Source organism: Gordonia sp. NPDC003425 (assembly GCF_053588635.1).
In genome coordinates this window covers 1-15,235 of the sequence record NZ_JBSFQI010000003.1, presented here as the reverse complement: position 1 = coordinate 15,235, position 15,235 = coordinate 1, and the positions used below count along the sequence as shown (strand labels likewise).

General features: G+C 67.8%; 14 protein-coding genes. 13 read left to right on the top strand and 1 reads right to left on the bottom strand.

Going from position 1 to position 15,235, the window contains the following annotated elements; all coding sequences use genetic code 11:
- The first annotated feature begins 31 nt into the window (after positions 1 to 31).
- From ACWDTD_RS04915 to ACWDTD_RS04855, 13 genes are all read left to right on the top strand, one after another.
- Positions 32 to 1,081 carry a hypothetical protein gene (locus ACWDTD_RS04915; RefSeq protein WP_449745955.1) on the top strand — a complete coding sequence of 350 codons (1,050 nt, stop codon included), beginning with the start codon at positions 32 to 34 and terminating at the stop codon, positions 1,079 to 1,081.
- 126 nt (positions 1,082 to 1,207) lie between these two features.
- Complete coding sequence (murA, locus tag ACWDTD_RS04910) at positions 1,208 to 2,464, top strand: UDP-N-acetylglucosamine 1-carboxyvinyltransferase (RefSeq protein WP_449745954.1); 1,257 nt, start codon at positions 1,208 to 1,210, stop codon at positions 2,462 to 2,464.
- 2 nt (positions 2,465 to 2,466) lie between these two features.
- On the top strand, positions 2,467 to 2,808 hold the full coding sequence (locus ACWDTD_RS04905) for an ArsR/SmtB family transcription factor (RefSeq protein ID WP_449745953.1): 342 nt from the start codon (positions 2,467 to 2,469) through the stop codon (positions 2,806 to 2,808).
- Between the two features lie 151 nt (positions 2,809 to 2,959).
- Positions 2,960 to 3,682 (top strand): energy-coupling factor ABC transporter permease, encoded by a 723-nt coding sequence (locus ACWDTD_RS04900; protein WP_449745952.1) that lies wholly within the window; start codon positions 2,960 to 2,962, stop codon positions 3,680 to 3,682.
- Positions 3,679 to 4,089 carry a PDGLE domain-containing protein gene (locus ACWDTD_RS04895; protein ID WP_449745951.1) on the top strand — a complete coding sequence of 137 codons (411 nt, stop codon included), beginning with the start codon at positions 3,679 to 3,681 and terminating at the stop codon, positions 4,087 to 4,089. The genes ACWDTD_RS04900 and ACWDTD_RS04895 overlap by 4 nt, the downstream gene beginning before the upstream one ends.
- 4 nt (positions 4,090 to 4,093) lie before the next feature.
- The gene (gene cbiQ / locus ACWDTD_RS04890; protein ID WP_449745950.1) at positions 4,094 to 4,882 is read left to right on the top strand and encodes a cobalt ECF transporter T component CbiQ; all 789 of its coding nucleotides are present in this window, start codon (positions 4,094 to 4,096) and stop codon (positions 4,880 to 4,882) included.
- A gap of 16 nt (positions 4,883 to 4,898) precedes the next feature.
- Entirely contained in the window at positions 4,899 to 5,696 is a 798-nt protein-coding gene (locus tag ACWDTD_RS04885; protein ID WP_449745949.1) for an energy-coupling factor ABC transporter ATP-binding protein, read from the top strand.
- Positions 5,697 to 5,914: 218 nt separating this feature from the next.
- Positions 5,915 to 7,207: an NDMA-dependent methanol dehydrogenase gene (gene mdo, locus ACWDTD_RS04880; RefSeq protein ID WP_449745948.1), complete on the top strand. Its 1,293-nt coding sequence runs from the start codon at positions 5,915 to 5,917 to the stop codon at positions 7,205 to 7,207.
- A gap of 96 nt (positions 7,208 to 7,303) precedes the next feature.
- Complete coding sequence (locus tag ACWDTD_RS04875; protein WP_449745947.1) at positions 7,304 to 8,578, top strand: AAA family ATPase; 1,275 nt, start codon at positions 7,304 to 7,306, stop codon at positions 8,576 to 8,578.
- A 14-nt stretch (positions 8,579 to 8,592) separates the two neighbouring features.
- Positions 8,593 to 10,116, top strand: coding sequence for a VWA domain-containing protein (locus ACWDTD_RS04870; RefSeq protein WP_449745946.1), 1,524 nt, complete (start codon positions 8,593 to 8,595; stop codon positions 10,114 to 10,116).
- A gap of 93 nt (positions 10,117 to 10,209) precedes the next feature.
- On the top strand, positions 10,210 to 11,430 hold the full coding sequence (locus tag ACWDTD_RS04865; RefSeq protein ID WP_449746226.1) for an iron-containing alcohol dehydrogenase: 1,221 nt from the start codon (positions 10,210 to 10,212) through the stop codon (positions 11,428 to 11,430).
- 11 nt (positions 11,431 to 11,441) lie between these two features.
- Positions 11,442 to 12,845, top strand: coding sequence for a MadS family sensor histidine kinase (locus ACWDTD_RS04860; RefSeq protein WP_449746225.1), 1,404 nt, complete (start codon positions 11,442 to 11,444; stop codon positions 12,843 to 12,845).
- A 101-nt stretch (positions 12,846 to 12,946) separates the two neighbouring features.
- On the top strand, positions 12,947 to 13,600 hold the full coding sequence (locus ACWDTD_RS04855) for a MadR family response regulator transcription factor (RefSeq protein WP_449746224.1): 654 nt from the start codon (positions 12,947 to 12,949) through the stop codon (positions 13,598 to 13,600).
- Here ACWDTD_RS04855 and mftM read toward each other — a convergent pair.
- Positions 13,593 to 14,459, bottom strand: coding sequence for a mycofactocin oligosaccharide methyltransferase MftM (gene mftM / locus ACWDTD_RS04850; RefSeq protein WP_449745945.1), 867 nt, complete (start codon positions 14,457 to 14,459; stop codon positions 13,593 to 13,595). The genes ACWDTD_RS04855 and mftM overlap by 8 nt on opposite strands.
- Between the last annotated feature and the right edge of the window lie 776 nt (positions 14,460 to 15,235).

Below are 15,235 nucleotides of genomic sequence, written 5' to 3'. Positions count from 1 at the left end.
ACCCAAGTCTTCCACGCTCTTAGGAGTCGTCATGGCCCAACAAGTTTTGGACGCTCGTCTATCCATCCAGGCGCCAAGCAATCGCAGAGAACGTCGTCGTCGCGCTCGTCAGGTGGTGGCCGCCTCCACGCTGGCCGCCGGCATTTGGGCGGTGTCCACGGTGCCCGCCACCCCTGCCAACGCGGTGGGCGTGTGTATGTCATCGGCGTTGGGCGACTGGCATGTCGGCTCCGCGGTGTGCACGTCGACCGGTATCGGTGCCTTCGCGTTTGCTTACGGTGACGGCGCGACTGCGGCGTCAACCGGATTCGCCACCCGAGCAATCGCCGTGGGTAATGGCAGTTCCGCGTCGACGAGCGGTATATTCGCCAGTTCTCAGGCGTGGGGCCCAGGCGCTACCTCGGTCGAGACTGCGTCGACGTCGTCGCTGACACTCAGTTCCTCTGTGGCCCTCGGTGCGCGGGCGCTGGCGACTGTGACCAATTCGCCGTTCAGTGTCGCGTTCGCCGGGTTCGATGTATCGCATGCCAAGGTTGACGGTTCGCCGCGCAGCACCGCGGTTGCGCTGGGGTCCAAGGCGTTTGCGGACTCCGAACCCGGGTTGGCGCTCTATCCGAACTCGGACAACCACGCGGTGGCGGCAGGGTCGTCATCTACGGCATTGGCCGAGGACGGCAGAGGCAACACCGCGACTGCCCTGGGTACGTCGGCCATAGTCCAGGCGGGCGGAGGCAATCGAAATATCGCGACTGGGATGGGGTCATACGCCTATAGCCTGGCGGTCGCGGGCAACTCGAATACCGCACTGGCGGTGGGTGCAGCCCCCGACGTTCCGACCGGGTCCGAGGCCGTTGCCGGATATGGCAACTCGAACACCGCGATCAACCTCGGAACAGGTGCCAACAGCGCCTCCTTGGCCGGTGGTGATTCTTCGACGGGGACTCAGGGCAATTCCAATACGGCGGTGACTGTCGGGAACAGGAGTCTCACGGCCGCGGGGCCGGTATCGGGAAATCACGCGCCGGCGAACGGCAACACGGCGGTTTCGCTGGGCGACGGCAAGACCACCAAGAAGCCCTGAGCAGCACCATCAGTAGGGCGTCGACGTTTCCGGGCGTGCCGGCAGGTCCCTCTCTCAGCGAGGTAATCGGTTCATCGGCCACCCACCGCACTCTGGCAGGGCTGGGTCGCGGATAAGCTGACGGGCGTGAGCGATCGGTTTCTGGTGAGCGGGGGAGCGCGCCTGTCGGGTGAGGTGTCGGTCGGTGGGGCGAAGAACAGCGTGCTGAAGCTGATGGCTGCGGCGCTGCTGGCCGAGGGCACCACCACTCTCACCAACAGCCCGGAGATCGCCGACGTCCCGTTGATGGCCGACGTGCTCCGCGGTCTGGGGGCCGTGGTCACCATCGACGGGGACACCGTGACGATCGAGGCGCCCGCCGAACCGAAGTATCACGCCGACTTCGACGCGGTGAAGCAATTCCGTGCGTCGGTCTGCGTGCTCGGACCCCTGATGGCCCGATGTCGGCGCGCCGTGGTGGCGCTACCGGGCGGCGACGCCATCGGTTCCCGGCCCCTCGACATGCATCAGGCCGGATTGCGTGCGCTGGGCGCACACAGTTCGATCGAGCACGGCTGCGTGGTGGCCGAGGCCGATGCGCTCGTCGGCGCTCCGGTGGCGCTGGAGTTCCCCTCGGTAGGCGCCACCGAGAACATCCTGATGGCCGCGGTGCTCGCCGAGGGTCAGACGATCATCGACAACGCCGCACGTGAGCCGGAGATCGTCGATCTGTGCGTCATGCTGCAACAGATGGGCGCGCGTATCGACGGCGCCGGCACGTCCACGCTCACGGTGGTGGGAGTCGATCGGCTGCATCCGGCCACCCACCGCGTGGTGGGTGACCGCATCGTCGCAGCCACCTGGGGTATCGCCGCGGCGATGACCCGCGGTGATGTCACCGTGCGCGGCGCCGACCCGAAACACCTGCAGGTGGTGCTCAACAAACTCGTCGACACCGGCGCGATGGTGGAGACCATGCCGCTGGGATTCCGGGTCCGCCACGACCACCGGCCGACGGCGGTCAATGTGTCCACCCTCCCGTACCCCGGTTTCCCGACCGATCTGCAGCCGATGGCCATCGGACTGGCCGCGATCGCCGATGGCATGTCGGTGATCACCGAGAACGTCTTCGAAGCACGGTTCCGTTTCGTCGAGGAGATGGTGCGCCTGGGCGCCGACGCCCGCACCGACGGCCACCACGCGGTGATCCGCGGCATCGAACAGCTCTCGAGTGCGCCGGTGTGGTGTTCGGACATCCGCGCCGGCGCCGGACTCGTGCTCGCCGGACTGGTGGCCGACGGCACCACCGAGGTACACGACGTCGAACACATCGACCGTGGCTACCCGCACTTCGTGGAGAATCTGCGCAGCCTGGGCGGCGCGATCGACAGAGTGACGGGATAGCCATGGGCGACGTCGACCGCACCCACCCGCACACACACCCGGCCGACCACGAGCGGTCCGGTGTCGACATCGCGGAGTGGTCGTCGCGTTTCGACCTGCTCTCCGACCCGCACCGCCTGGAGATCCTGCTCGTGCTGCACCGCGATCCGGGAATCTTCGTGGGCGACATCGCGATCGCGGTGGGCCGCACCGAAACGGCCGTCTCGCAGGCGTTGCGTGTCCTGCGGCATCAGGGGTGGGTGTCCTCGACCCGGGTGGGGCGTTCGGTGAGTTACCGGCTCGAGGACGAGACGGTGCATCAGTTGCTGCACTGGATCGGGGCGGCACACAATCCGCCGTCCTGACCGGATCGTCGGTTCACACCTGACCCAACGGATAGTCTGACGATCACAACATCTGAATATGTGGACAGATGTCGTGGCCGGTCCTACCGTTGCCCTATCGCGCGCCGTTGTCGGCAGGCGCGGCGCTCGGCGACTCGAAGGGGCACTGCTCATGTCCACCACGTCCACCACCGTCACCGCCATGCATATGAGCGACGGCATCATCAACGCGCAGACGTCCGCGCTGTTCGGTGTCATCGCCGTGGCTGCCCTGGCCTTCTGTGCCTGGCGCGCCCGCGCCGACCTCGACGAGAAGACGGTGCCGATGGCCGGACTGGTCGCGGCATTCATCTTCGCGGTGCAGATGATCAACTTCCCGATCCTGCCCGGCGTCAGCGGCCACCTGCTCGGCGGTGCGCTCGCCGCGATCCTGGTGGGCCCGTACACCGGTGCACTCTGCGTCGCGATCGTGCTGGTGGTGCAGAGCCTGCTCTTCGCCGACGGCGGTGTGACCGCGCTGGGCGCCAACATCACCAACATGGCACTGATCTCCACCTTCGTCGGGTACGGCGTCGCGGTGGGACTGTACGGACTCGTCCGGACGCGCACCGACCGCCCGGCCGGCCTCGGCGCGATTGCCTTCCTCGCCGCGCTGTGCGGAACAGTGAGTGCGGCAACAGGATTCGTCATCGAGTACGCGATCGGCGGTGCCGCCACGGCGTCGCTCGGGACGGTGGCCACCTACATGTGGGCAACGCACCTGCTCATCGGTATCGGGGAGGGCCTGATCACCGCGGTGACCGTCGTGGCCGTCGCGCGAGCCCGGCCCGACCTCGTCTACCTCCTCCGCCGCAGCCGTGTCCGTTCCACCAGCGCGATCGGAGCCTCCGCATGAACGCCCGCACGAACGCCACCGCCCCCGGGCCCGCCCGCACCCGGGTGCGCCGGCGCACCTTCCTCATCGCCTTCGCGGCGGCAGCCCTGCTGATCGCGGGATTGGTCTCCTACTTCGCGAGTTCCTCACCCGACGGCCTCGACTCGGCCACCCTGCGCGGATGCGAGACGGTCACCGTCGACGGTGTCGAGCACCTCCGCGGCGACTGCATCGCGCAGCAGGCCACCGACCACGCGATGGCATCGTCGCCGCTCGCCGACTATGCGGTGAGGGGTGTCGCCCACACCAACGGCATCGCCGGTGTCATCGGCGTGCTGGTCACCCTGGCCGTGGCCGGCGGCGCGTTCTGGCTCATCGCACGCACCCGCACCACCGGCGGCGGGTCGGCGACCGTCGAGGGCAACTGAGTTCATGGGTGCAGGGCACGCACATCCCCTCTATCGCGTGGGTGGCTCGCGCGTGCACCGCGCACCCACCGAGGTCAAACTCGTCTGCCTGGTGGTGTTCGTGTTCGCGGTGGTGGCCACCCCTCGCGAGATGTTCTGGCCCTACCTGGTTTTCGCGATCATCCTGCTGTCCGTGTGGCGCCTGGCGGCGGTGCCGGTCGGATGGATCGCGCCGCGGATGCTGATCGAGGCCCCGTTCGTGGTGCTGGCCGTGCTGCTGCCCTTCGCCGAAGGGGGCGATCGCGTGCCGGTGGCAGGTCTGTCGCTGTCGGTGTCCGGGCTCTACGCGGCGTGGGGCATCGTGATCAAGGGAACTCTCGGCGTTGCTGCGTCGCTGACCTTCGCGGCCACCACGCAGGCGCGGGACCTGCCGCTCGCGCTGAGTCGCCTCGGCGTGCCGTCGACCATCACGCCGATCATCGTGATGATGCTGCGCTACCTGGACCTGCTCTCCGCCGAGGTCCGCCGGATGCAGGTGGCGCGCATCGCGCGCGGGGATTCGCCGCGGATGGTGCACCAGGCCGGTGCCATCGCCACGTCGGTGGGGGCGGTCTTCCTGCGGTCCTACGAACGCGGTGAACGTGTGCACCTGGCGATGGCCTCGCGCGGCTTCTCGGGGACCGTTCCGGAGATGCCCGGGATCACGGGATCGGCACGCGCCGGCGCCTCCCAGTGGCTGACGGTCATGCTCCCGGCGATCGCGGCCACGGTGGTCGCCGTGACGGCGTGGGTCGTGTACCGAACGGGGGCATGATGAGCGGGGGAGCCCTGTGACCGACGCGCCGGCGGTGGACATCCGCGATCTCCACTTCGCCTATCCCGACGGTCACACCGCGCTCGACGGCATCGACCTGCGCATCGCGGTGGGCGAACGCGTCGCGCTGCTCGGGCCCAACGGTGCGGGCAAGACCACGCTGATGCTGCACCTCAACGGCGTGCTGTTGCCCACGTCGGGGTCGGTCTCGATCCTCGGCTCGCAGGTGGGGCGCGCAACCCTCAAACAGGTTCGGCGCCAGGTGGGGCTGGTCTTCCAGGACCCCGACGACCAGCTCTTCATGCCGACACTCGCCGAGGACGTGGCGTTCGGGCCGGCCAATTTCGGCGTCACCGGTGACGAGCTCGTCCGCCGGGTCGACGAGGCACTCGCGGTGGTGTCGATGACCGATCAGGCCGATCGGAGCCCGCATCACCTCTCCGGCGGTCAGCGCCGCCGTGGCGCACTGGCCACCGTGCTGGCCTGCCGCCCCGACGTCCTGGTGCTCGACGAACCCTCGGCGAATCTGGACCCGGTGGCCCGCCGCGAACTCGCCGACACCCTGCTCGCACTCGACACCACGATGCTCGTGGTGACCCACGACCTGCCCTACGCAGCGCAACTGTGTGATCGCGCGGTGGTCGTGGACGGCGGACGGGTGGTCGCCGACGCCGGCGTCGACGAGATCCTTGCCGATGCGACGTTGCTCAGCAGGCATCGGCTCGAGATGCCCTGGGGATTCGACATCGAGGGTCTGCGGCGCGCCCGCTGTGCCCGCACCACGAACCCGGGCGTCCTCGGTGTCCCCGACTGACGGCGTCCGCGACTGACGGCGTCCCCGACTGGCGGTCGCAACGCACCTGCCCGAGCGGACAGGTGCCCACCCCACCTCTCCGTCAGTGCGCGGGACAGTTACGGACGGTTCTGGCGCACAACACTTCTGGACTTCGATGTGACGCGCGTAACGTCGCGTTCGCTCACCCACTCCCGACGACGCGTGTGTCGGCAGCAGAAGAAGGTCAGGTCACAGACATGCAGGTAGACGAACTACTCAAGCCGTTTCCGATCAAGGAGTTCCATCCGTTCCCGCGCGCCATGATGGGTCCGGGCGCGCACGAGATGATCGGCCCCGAGGCGCTCAAACTCGGGTTCACCAAGACCCTCATCATGACCACCGGTCTGCGGGGCAGCGACACCGTCCACAAGATCGTCGAGTCGTGCAAGTACCACGGCCTCGAGGTGGTGCTCTACGACCAGGTGGAGTCCAACCCCAAGGACTACAACGTGATGGACGCGGTGTCGCTGTACAACTCCGAGCAGTGCGACTCGTTCATCTCGATCGGCGGCGGTTCCGCGCACGACGCCTGCAAGGGTGCGCGCATCTCGGTGGCGCACGACGGCCGCAGCGTCAACGAGTTCGAGGGCTTCAACAAGAGCGAGAACCCCAAGAACCCGCCGCACATCGCCGTGTCCACCACTGCCGGAACGGGTTCGGAGACGTCGTGGGCCTACGTGATCACCGACACCACCACCGACCCCGACAAGCCGCACAAGTACGTCGCCTTCGACGACGCCGCGGTCACCACGCTGGCCATCGACGACCCGGTGCTCTACTACGACTGCCCGGTGGCCTACACCGCGCAATGCGGCTTCGACGTGCTCGCCCACGCTTCCGAGCCCTACGTGTCGCGACTGAACTTCCCGCCGTCGATGGGCAATGCGCTGCACGCGGTGCGGATGACCGCACGCCACCTGCGCGAGGCCACCTGGAACCCCACCGAACTCGCCGGCCGCGAGGGAATGATGTACGCCCAGTACATCGCGGCGCAGGCGTTCAACTCCGGTGGCCTGGGCATCATCCACTCGATCAGCCACGCGGTGTCGGCGTTCTTCGACACCCACCACGGACTCAACAACGCGATCGCCTTGCCGCGCGTGTGGGCCTTCAACATGCCCGTGATGTACGAGCGTTTCGCCGACATGGCCGAGGCGATGGGCGTCGACACCCACGGGATGACCAAGGTGCAGGCCGCCGACGCGGCGCTCGAGGCCGCGATCCGGTTGCTGCGCGACGTGGGCATCGTGGAGCGCTTCGCCGATGTCAAGCAGGACAGCTACCCGAAGAACCGGCTCGGCCAGGGCCCCACCAAGTTCTACGAGGAGCGCAAGGACATCACCACCGACGCGGCGACGATCGACGCGCTCACCAACCACGTGCTCGGTGATGCCTGCACCCCGGGCAACCCCAAGGAATGCACCTTCGAGACCGTGCGACCCGTGGTCGAGCACTGCGTGAACGGTGACCTCGACGAACTGCTGCCCTAGCAGTCACGACCCCGGATGGCGGATTCCGTTGCCCCAAGACGGAATCCGCCATCCGGTACCACCCCCACACGACATTCCCGAGCACAGGAGACGCCGATGTCCGTGCAGTTCGCCGCCGACGCCACATCATCCGGGAGTAGTACCTCCGTCCCAGACATGGAATCCACGGACACGGAGTTCGCCGATGTCGACGACGTGATCGAGCGGTTCGCCGACGCCGGATATCTCGCCGACCAACGGCTGGCCACCACGGTGTTCCTGCAGAGCCGCCTGGGCAAGCCCATCCTGCTCGAGGGGCCGGCCGGGGTCGGCAAGACCCAGCTCGCCAAGACCCTCGCGGATGTGACCGGACGAGAGTTGTTGCGGCTGCAGTGTTATGAGGGTCAGGACGAGACCACCGCGCTCTACGAATGGGACTACGGCAAGCAACTGCTCTACACGCAGGTCCTGCGGGAGAAGATCAGTCAGGTGGTGGCCGACGCCACCACCCTCGCCGATGCGGTCGACCGCATCGGTGCCGAGGAGAGCGTCTTCTTCTCCGAACGCTTCCTGGCGCCGCGACCACTGCTCGAGGCGGTGCGCTCGGAGCGGCCCGTGGTACTGCTGATCGACGAGGTCGACCGCGCCGACGAGGCACTCGAAGCGGTGCTGCTCGAACTGCTCGCCGAATACCAGGTGTCGGTACCCGAGATCGGCACCTTCGTCGCCACCCATCAGCCGATGATCGTGTTGACCTCCAACAACACCCGCGATCTGTCGGCGGCACTGAAGCGGCGCTGTCTGCATCTGTCGCTCGACTATCCCGACGCCGCGCGCGAACTCGAGATCATCAAGTCCAAGAACACCGGGTTGTCGGAGACGTTGGCCACCAAACTCGTCGAGATCGTACGTGGACTGCGGGATCTGGATCTGCGCAAGGCGCCGAGCATCTCCGAGGCCATCGACTGGGCGCGCACGCTCGCGGTGCTCGGCGCCCACGAGCTCAGCGCGGACGTGTTGTCGCAGACCGCGAACGTGGTGGTCAAATACGACCGCGACCTGACCCGCGCGCTCGACGCGCTACCGCGGCTGGTGGATCCCAACGCCGAGGTGCCCACCCACCTGCACGGCCACGATCACTCCCACGGGCACACGCACTCCCACGGGCACGATCACTCCCACGGGGACGATCACGGCCACCGGGACGATCACAGCCAACACCCGGAGCATTCGGGCAAGGCGGCTCGGGCGGCCAAGGACGAACCGGGCCGCCACGGCACGGAGTATTACGGCGCACCGGGCGCCCAGAGCGACGCCGGAACCCACAAGGTCAGCGCGGGGCAGGGAAGCCGGTCGTTTCGCGCGGGCAACGCGCGCAAGCGCCCGGTCTAGGGCGGGGCGCGACGATGGAGGGAGCCGTCCACCGGTTCGTCCGGCTGCTGCGCCTGCACGGCGTCCGGATCGGGGTGTCGGAGGCGATGGACGCCATGGCGGCCGTCGGCACCGCCGAGATCCTCGCCGACCGCGCGCTGTTGCGTTCGGCGCTGGAGGCCTGCCTGATCAAGGACCGCCGCGACGAGGACACCTTCCACGAGGTGTTCGACAGGTTCTTCTCGCTGCGGCCGGTCCTCGACACCGACGACGGTCACGGTCACTCGCATTCCCACGACGACCTGTCCGACACCGGTGAGCTGCAGGAATACACCTTGTCCGACGAGGTCAGCGATACCCCGCAGCAAGGCCACAGCCACGGCCCGCCGTCGAACATCCGCCAGTACTTCGCCCCCGAGGACCTCGCCGAGCAGTACAACCTGCACCAGGAGGCCAATCGGCTCGACATGGCGTCGCTCACCGACGAGATCGTGCTCTCCGCCGACGAGGTACCCAACGCGGAGGCGGCGGCGCGTGTCCAGCTGACGGTGTCGCGGCTGCACAACCCCGGCCGCCCGGGGGAACTGGTCACCAGCAACGCACCGCAACTCGACGCGGAACTGTCGGTGGCCCAGGAGATGGCCCTCATGGACTGGCTCGACGACACCGATCCCTCGGGGCCGCAACCGGATTCGGCCGAACTCGCGGCGCTGCGCAGCGCCCTGGCCGGCTTGCTCGACGGTCTGCCGGAAAAGCTGCGGGACCACCTCGAACAGCTGATGGCCACCGACCACGAGATCGAGGAACGCGAGATCAAGGCGACGGTGCGCGAGGCGATCCACGAGCACGAACGCGCCAGCCTCGAAGAATCGATCCGCCGGCTGATCCGCAGCCTGCACGGCGCACCGCGCGCCCGCCGCAAGCTCGCCGCGCGCGGCACCGTGGACGCCGCCCGCACGATGCGCGCCAACCTGCGCTTCGACGGGGTCCCGTTCCGGCCGATCACGGTTGCGAAGGTGGCCGACCGGCCCAGCCTGCTCATCCTGGCCGACGTCTCGCTGTCGGTGCGTTCGGCAGCCCGCTTCACCCTGCAGTTGGTGCACGGTCTGCAGAGCATGGTGGCCCACGTGCGGTCGTTCGCCTTCGTCTCCGACCTGGTCGAGATCACCGACCTCTTCGCCGAACATCCTCCCGAGGAGGCGTTGTCGCTGGTGGTGTCCGGGCTGCCCGCCGGTGGCGTCCTCGACACCGACGCCGACTCCGACTACGGGTCGGCGCTGAACACCTTCCTCGAGGAGTACGGCGGCGCGATCACCCGGCGCACGACGGTGATCGTGCTCGGCGACGGCCGCAACAACGGCCGCGACCCGAACCTGGAGGCCTTCGAGGAGATCTCCCGGCGCGCGCGGGAGACCATCTGGATCACCCCCGAACCCGCCTACTCGTGGGGACTCGGTGCCTGTGACCTACCGGCCTACGCCACGATGTGCGACAGGGTGCACGTGGTGCACGACCTGACCGCGCTCGAGCAGGTCTCGGTCGACTCGTACGGCACGTGACCCGCATCACGCCGCGTAGGATTTCGGCGAGGGGCGTCGCAATCCGTGCGCGCCCCACCCATGGCCGCGACGGGACAGGTGAGATGCGTGCGGATCCAGGTCGACGACGGTGACACCGTGACGTCCGCCGCCGCATTCGGAACCGCCGCCGGGCGCCGCGCGGCCGGCGGGGTCCGCATCGCCAAGTTCCACACGCCGGAGGTGATCGTCGGACCGGGGTCGCTCGACGAGATCCCGCGCGCGGCCGCCGGGCTCGGCATGCGTCGGCTGCTCGTGGTCTCCGACCGTCGACTCGTCGCCACACCCTGGTATCCCGAACTCACGCAACGACTTCGGGCCGAAGGCCTGAACGTGTCGTCGTTCACCGGTGTTTCCCCCAACCCCCGCGCGCCGGAGATCACCTCCGGATTCGACCAGTACGAGCAGAGCCGCGCCGAGGGGATCGTGGCTCTCGGCGGCGGCTCGGTGATCGACGCCGCCAAGGGCATTGCGATCCTCGCGGCCAACGGCGGGCACATCCTGGAGTACGAGGGCATCGACCGCGCTCGGCGCCCGCTGCCACCGCTGGTGGCCGCTCCCACCACCGCCGGCAGCGGGTCGGACGTCTCGCAGTTCTGCATCATCAACGACGTCGACCGGATGACCAAGGTGACGATCATCGGACGCGGACTGGTGCCCGATGTCTCGGTGATCGATCCGCGCACACTCGCGACACTGCCCCCGGAGGTGGCCGCCCAGTCGGGCATGGATGCCATCACCCACTGCATGGAGGCCTACGCGTCACTGGCGCACACCCGCCTCACCGACAAGGCGGCGCTGAGCGCCATCGCCACCGCATGGCGCAGCATCGAACGATTCGTGGACAACCCGGCCGACGCCGATGCCGGAACCGACATGGCCTATGCGGCGCTGGAGGCGGGAATGGCCTTCACCAACGCGATCCTGGGAGCGACGCACGCGATGAGTCATCCCGTCGGCGGGCTGTGCGACGCGCCGCACGGCGCCATCAACGGTGTGTTGGCCCCCCATGTGATCCGCTTCAACGCCGAAGCCGACCCCACACCGTATGTCGACCTGGCCCGGGCCGTGGGCCTGCCCGAATCCGGTGCTGCGGCCACGGCCGACCGTCTGGCCGACGCGATCACCGCGTTGAGCCGCAGGATCGGCATGCCCACCGGCCTCGGTGAGGTCGGGGTGCGGGCCGAACACATCGACACCCTCACCACCAACGCGATGCTCGACGCGTGCATGACCACCAATCCCCGCCGACCCGATGCCGCCGACGTCGCCCGCATCTACCGGGAGGCGTTGTGAGTCCGCGGCGCATCGACACCATCTCCGATGTTGCGACCTCCGACGGTGCGACCGGGGCGGCCGAACTCGACTCGCTGGTGGGCCTGCACTCGGTGAAGGGTTCGCACTATGCGCAGTTCCGGGGGGTGGAACAGCGGCTCACGCGTGTGGTGGGCGCGCTCGACCGCATCTCGCGTGCCCTGGTGCAGACCGCGGAGGGACCCGAGACGCTGGTGCTGTCGGTGGTGCGCGCGGTGCGCGAACACCTCGACGCCGACTGGGTGGTGTTCGCCCTGTGCGACGGCGAACTCGACCGCACCGGACCGCGGCACCTGATGATGAACGGCGAGGGCACCATCTACGCCTTCGAAGGGGTGCAGGCCGCACGCACCCCCAGTCACCTGCCCGACGAGGTGCTCAACCGGCTCAACGACATTCTCCGCAATCAGATGGGGGAACTGATCCGGCCGGTGGTCGACGACCATCACCTGCACGTACCGGTGCACCTCGACGGGCGTGTGGTCGGCGGGTTGTCGGCGTGGACGCCCGAACATCATCTGGTCGATTCGGCGGATCTGGTGGTGATGCGCATTCTGGCGCGCCAGGCGGTGGTGGCACTGCTCAACGCCGCCCTGCTCGAGGAGAGCCGCCACCAGCTCGCACGCGCCGAGGACGCCTACGCCAAAGCGCGCGAGCAGGCCACCGATCTCGCCGTGCGCAACGCCGAACTGCAACGCACCCAACGTGAACTGTCGGCGGTGATGCGCCAGCGGCTGGTCACCGAGGAACGCGAACGCATCGCCCGGGAACTACACGATTCGGTGACGCAGTCGGTGCTGTCGGCGGGCGTGCAGATCGAGGTGTGCCGGATGGAGTCGGATGCGGCCACGGCCGAGCGGCTCGAGGTGGCCGGGCGCCTGACCCGCGACGCGGTCGAGCAGTTGCGGTCGGTGATCTACGCACTCAATCAGTCACCCTCGGTCGAGGGACTGAGCCTCGGGGAGGTCCTCGACGAACTGTGCTCGATGCACATGCCCGCCGACCTCGAGACCGACGTCCGGGTGCTCGGTCGCGCCCGCGATCTGCCCGACGACGTCCAGCACGCCATTCTGCGTATTGCGGGTGAGGCACTGTTCAACACCGCGGTGCACGCCGAGGCCACCTCGGCGCGCGTGGTGTTGACCTACGCCGACGACGGGGTGGGGCTCTCCGTCGACGACGACGGCACCGGCGATCCGAGCCACCTGCGCCGGGTGATGCGCGCGGCGGTCTGCGGCGATCTGGCGGGGCGCCACCGCGGCCTGGCCAACATGTCCACCCGCGCCGACGACCTCGGGGGCGAACTGCGGATTCGCCGATCCCGACTGGGCGGCATCCGCGTCGCCGTCGAGATACCCGATCCCACCGCGCGCTGCCCGAGGAGGTCACCGTCATGAACCCGGCCGACATGAACACCCCAGGGATGAACACCGCAGGGATGAACACCGCAGGGATGAACACCGCAGGGATGAACACCACAGGGATGAACACCGCAGGGATGAATGTCACCGCCACCGACGCGGTGCGCACGATGCTGGTGGACGACCATGCGTTGCTACGCGCCGGAATCCGGTCCCTGCTCGACCGCGAGCAATCGATAACCGTTGTGGGCGAGGCAGACTCGTACGAGCACGCGCTGGCCGAGGTGGCCCACTGCCGACCCGATGTGGTGGTGGTGGACCTCAAGCTCACCGCGGGCACCGAGTACGAGGGGCTGCGGCTGATCACCGAGATCGCCGGTCGGCATCCCGAGGTGGCGAGTCTGGTGCTCACCACCTTCCTCGATGACGATCTCGTGGTGCGTGCGGTGAAGGCGGGCGCGCGTGGTTACGTGGTGAAGGACGTCGACACCACCGAACTGGTCCGCGCCATCCAGGCGGTGTCAGGTGGCGGGAGCGCCTTCGACCCGCGCAGTGCCGCGATTGTGCTGCGCACGGTGTCGGGGGAGGGGGACGGACCCGAGGCGCTCACCGAGCGCGAGCGGGAGGTGCTGCGTCTGCTCGCCGACGGGATGAGTAACAAGCGGATCGGCCAGACGCTGTTCATCTCCGAATCCACGGTGAAGTTCCATATCCGCAACATCATTCGCAAGTTGGGCGTGTCCAAGCGCACCGATGCGGTCTACATCGCCAGCAAACGAGGTCTCATCTGAGCGACGCGGGGGTGAGCACCAGCCAACCCCCGTGGTCGGCGAAGGTCGTCGCACCGCCGTGCCGGACCGCTCCGGCCCAGCGGAGAAGATCCTCCTCGCCGAGCCGGGTGAGGTGCCCGAAGTGCTCGCTCGGCCGGTCCTCGAACGGCACGGCGACCACCACGCGACGTCGGGCCACGCGTAACGCCTCGTCGAGGGCAACGGGGACATCCGCGGGATCGAGGTGTTCGAGCAGGTGGATGAGGGTGACGGTGTCGACGCTGCGGTCCGGGAGGGGAAGGGACCGGGCATCGCCGACAAGTGCATTGACATCGACGCCACGCCGTCGGGCCGCGGCGTCGAGCAGCCCGATGGCACCCGGCGAGATGTCGCACGCGCAGACGTCATAACCGTCCTCGGCGCACTGCAGGGCCAGCAATCCGAAGCAGCAACCGACCTCGAGGACACCTGTGCCGCGCAGGAGTGTCCGGGCACGTCGATGCACCGGAGCGAACTGCGCATGACCTGACCGCAGGTCCCGTAGCGAGTTCTCGTAGAAGGCGGCCCAGGCCGCGTCCTCGTTCGCCGCGGCCGAACGGATGAGACCGACGGCGGCCTCTTCGAACTCCCACTGACCGGTCAGTGCGCCCGCCTCCACGAGCCCGACCAGCGCGGACACCATCACATCGTCGGAAATGGTGTCGGCACCGAAGGAGTGGACGATGTCGACTCCCGCCGGCGTCAGCCCTGCAGGCGGAGTCCGTCGCCAGGCCAGGGCCCCCGATGAGGTGAACCCGGCCGGCGGGACGGCGCGCCGGCGCACCCGGATGACCGTGGTGCTCGGCGCTCCGGTGCTGGTGATGACCGCGGAAGAACTCATGGCCCGACGCTAGGTCCGCGACCACGCCCCGGTAACTGACCTCGGGGGCCGGATCACTGACCTAAAGGACAGTCATGGGACAGCGTGGGGCGGCTGCGCTCGATACACGGGGCCGGCGCGCGGCAAACGGAGTCGTTTCATGGCGCAGATCACACGAGCGCGGGCACGCCCTTGATGCGGAATATTCATCCACTGCTGGTGGTTGAATCCCACGTGACCAGCACAAACACGTGCGGCCACGCGGTCTGAACAGGCGATTTGACCCGCGCTCGCCGATTGCGTAACTTTCTTCGAGTCAGCGCGCCACGGCGCCGCCCCGGACAGCCCACGAGGGTCAACCTCGACGGGAGTGAATGGGGAAGGGAAACCGGGTTCTGCGCAGACCGCCCCCGAGAAATCGACACGGGTGCCTCGCGCGCCCGAGACGTGATCTCGGACCGCCAGACACCTCCCGACGAGAACAACCAGGGAGTTGCGACCGCCGAGAGGGTCTGGTAGGCTGGAAGAGTTGCCCCGGAGCGGGTGACGAAGACAGTGAAACAACTGAATTCATCGGAGTTCGCCTCTTGTGGGGGTGGTGCCGGTGGGTGTGTGTTCTTTGAGAACTCGATAGTGTATTGATGGATTGTTTGATGCCAGTTAGTGCTGGCATCAGTTTTTGATGCCAGTTTTTTGGATTGTTTTTTGTTTGGTCAGGTTTTTGTCTCTCTGGCTGAGATTGTGTTGAAACTTTTTGGTTTCAGTGTTTTTTCATGGAGAGTTTGATCCTGGCTCAG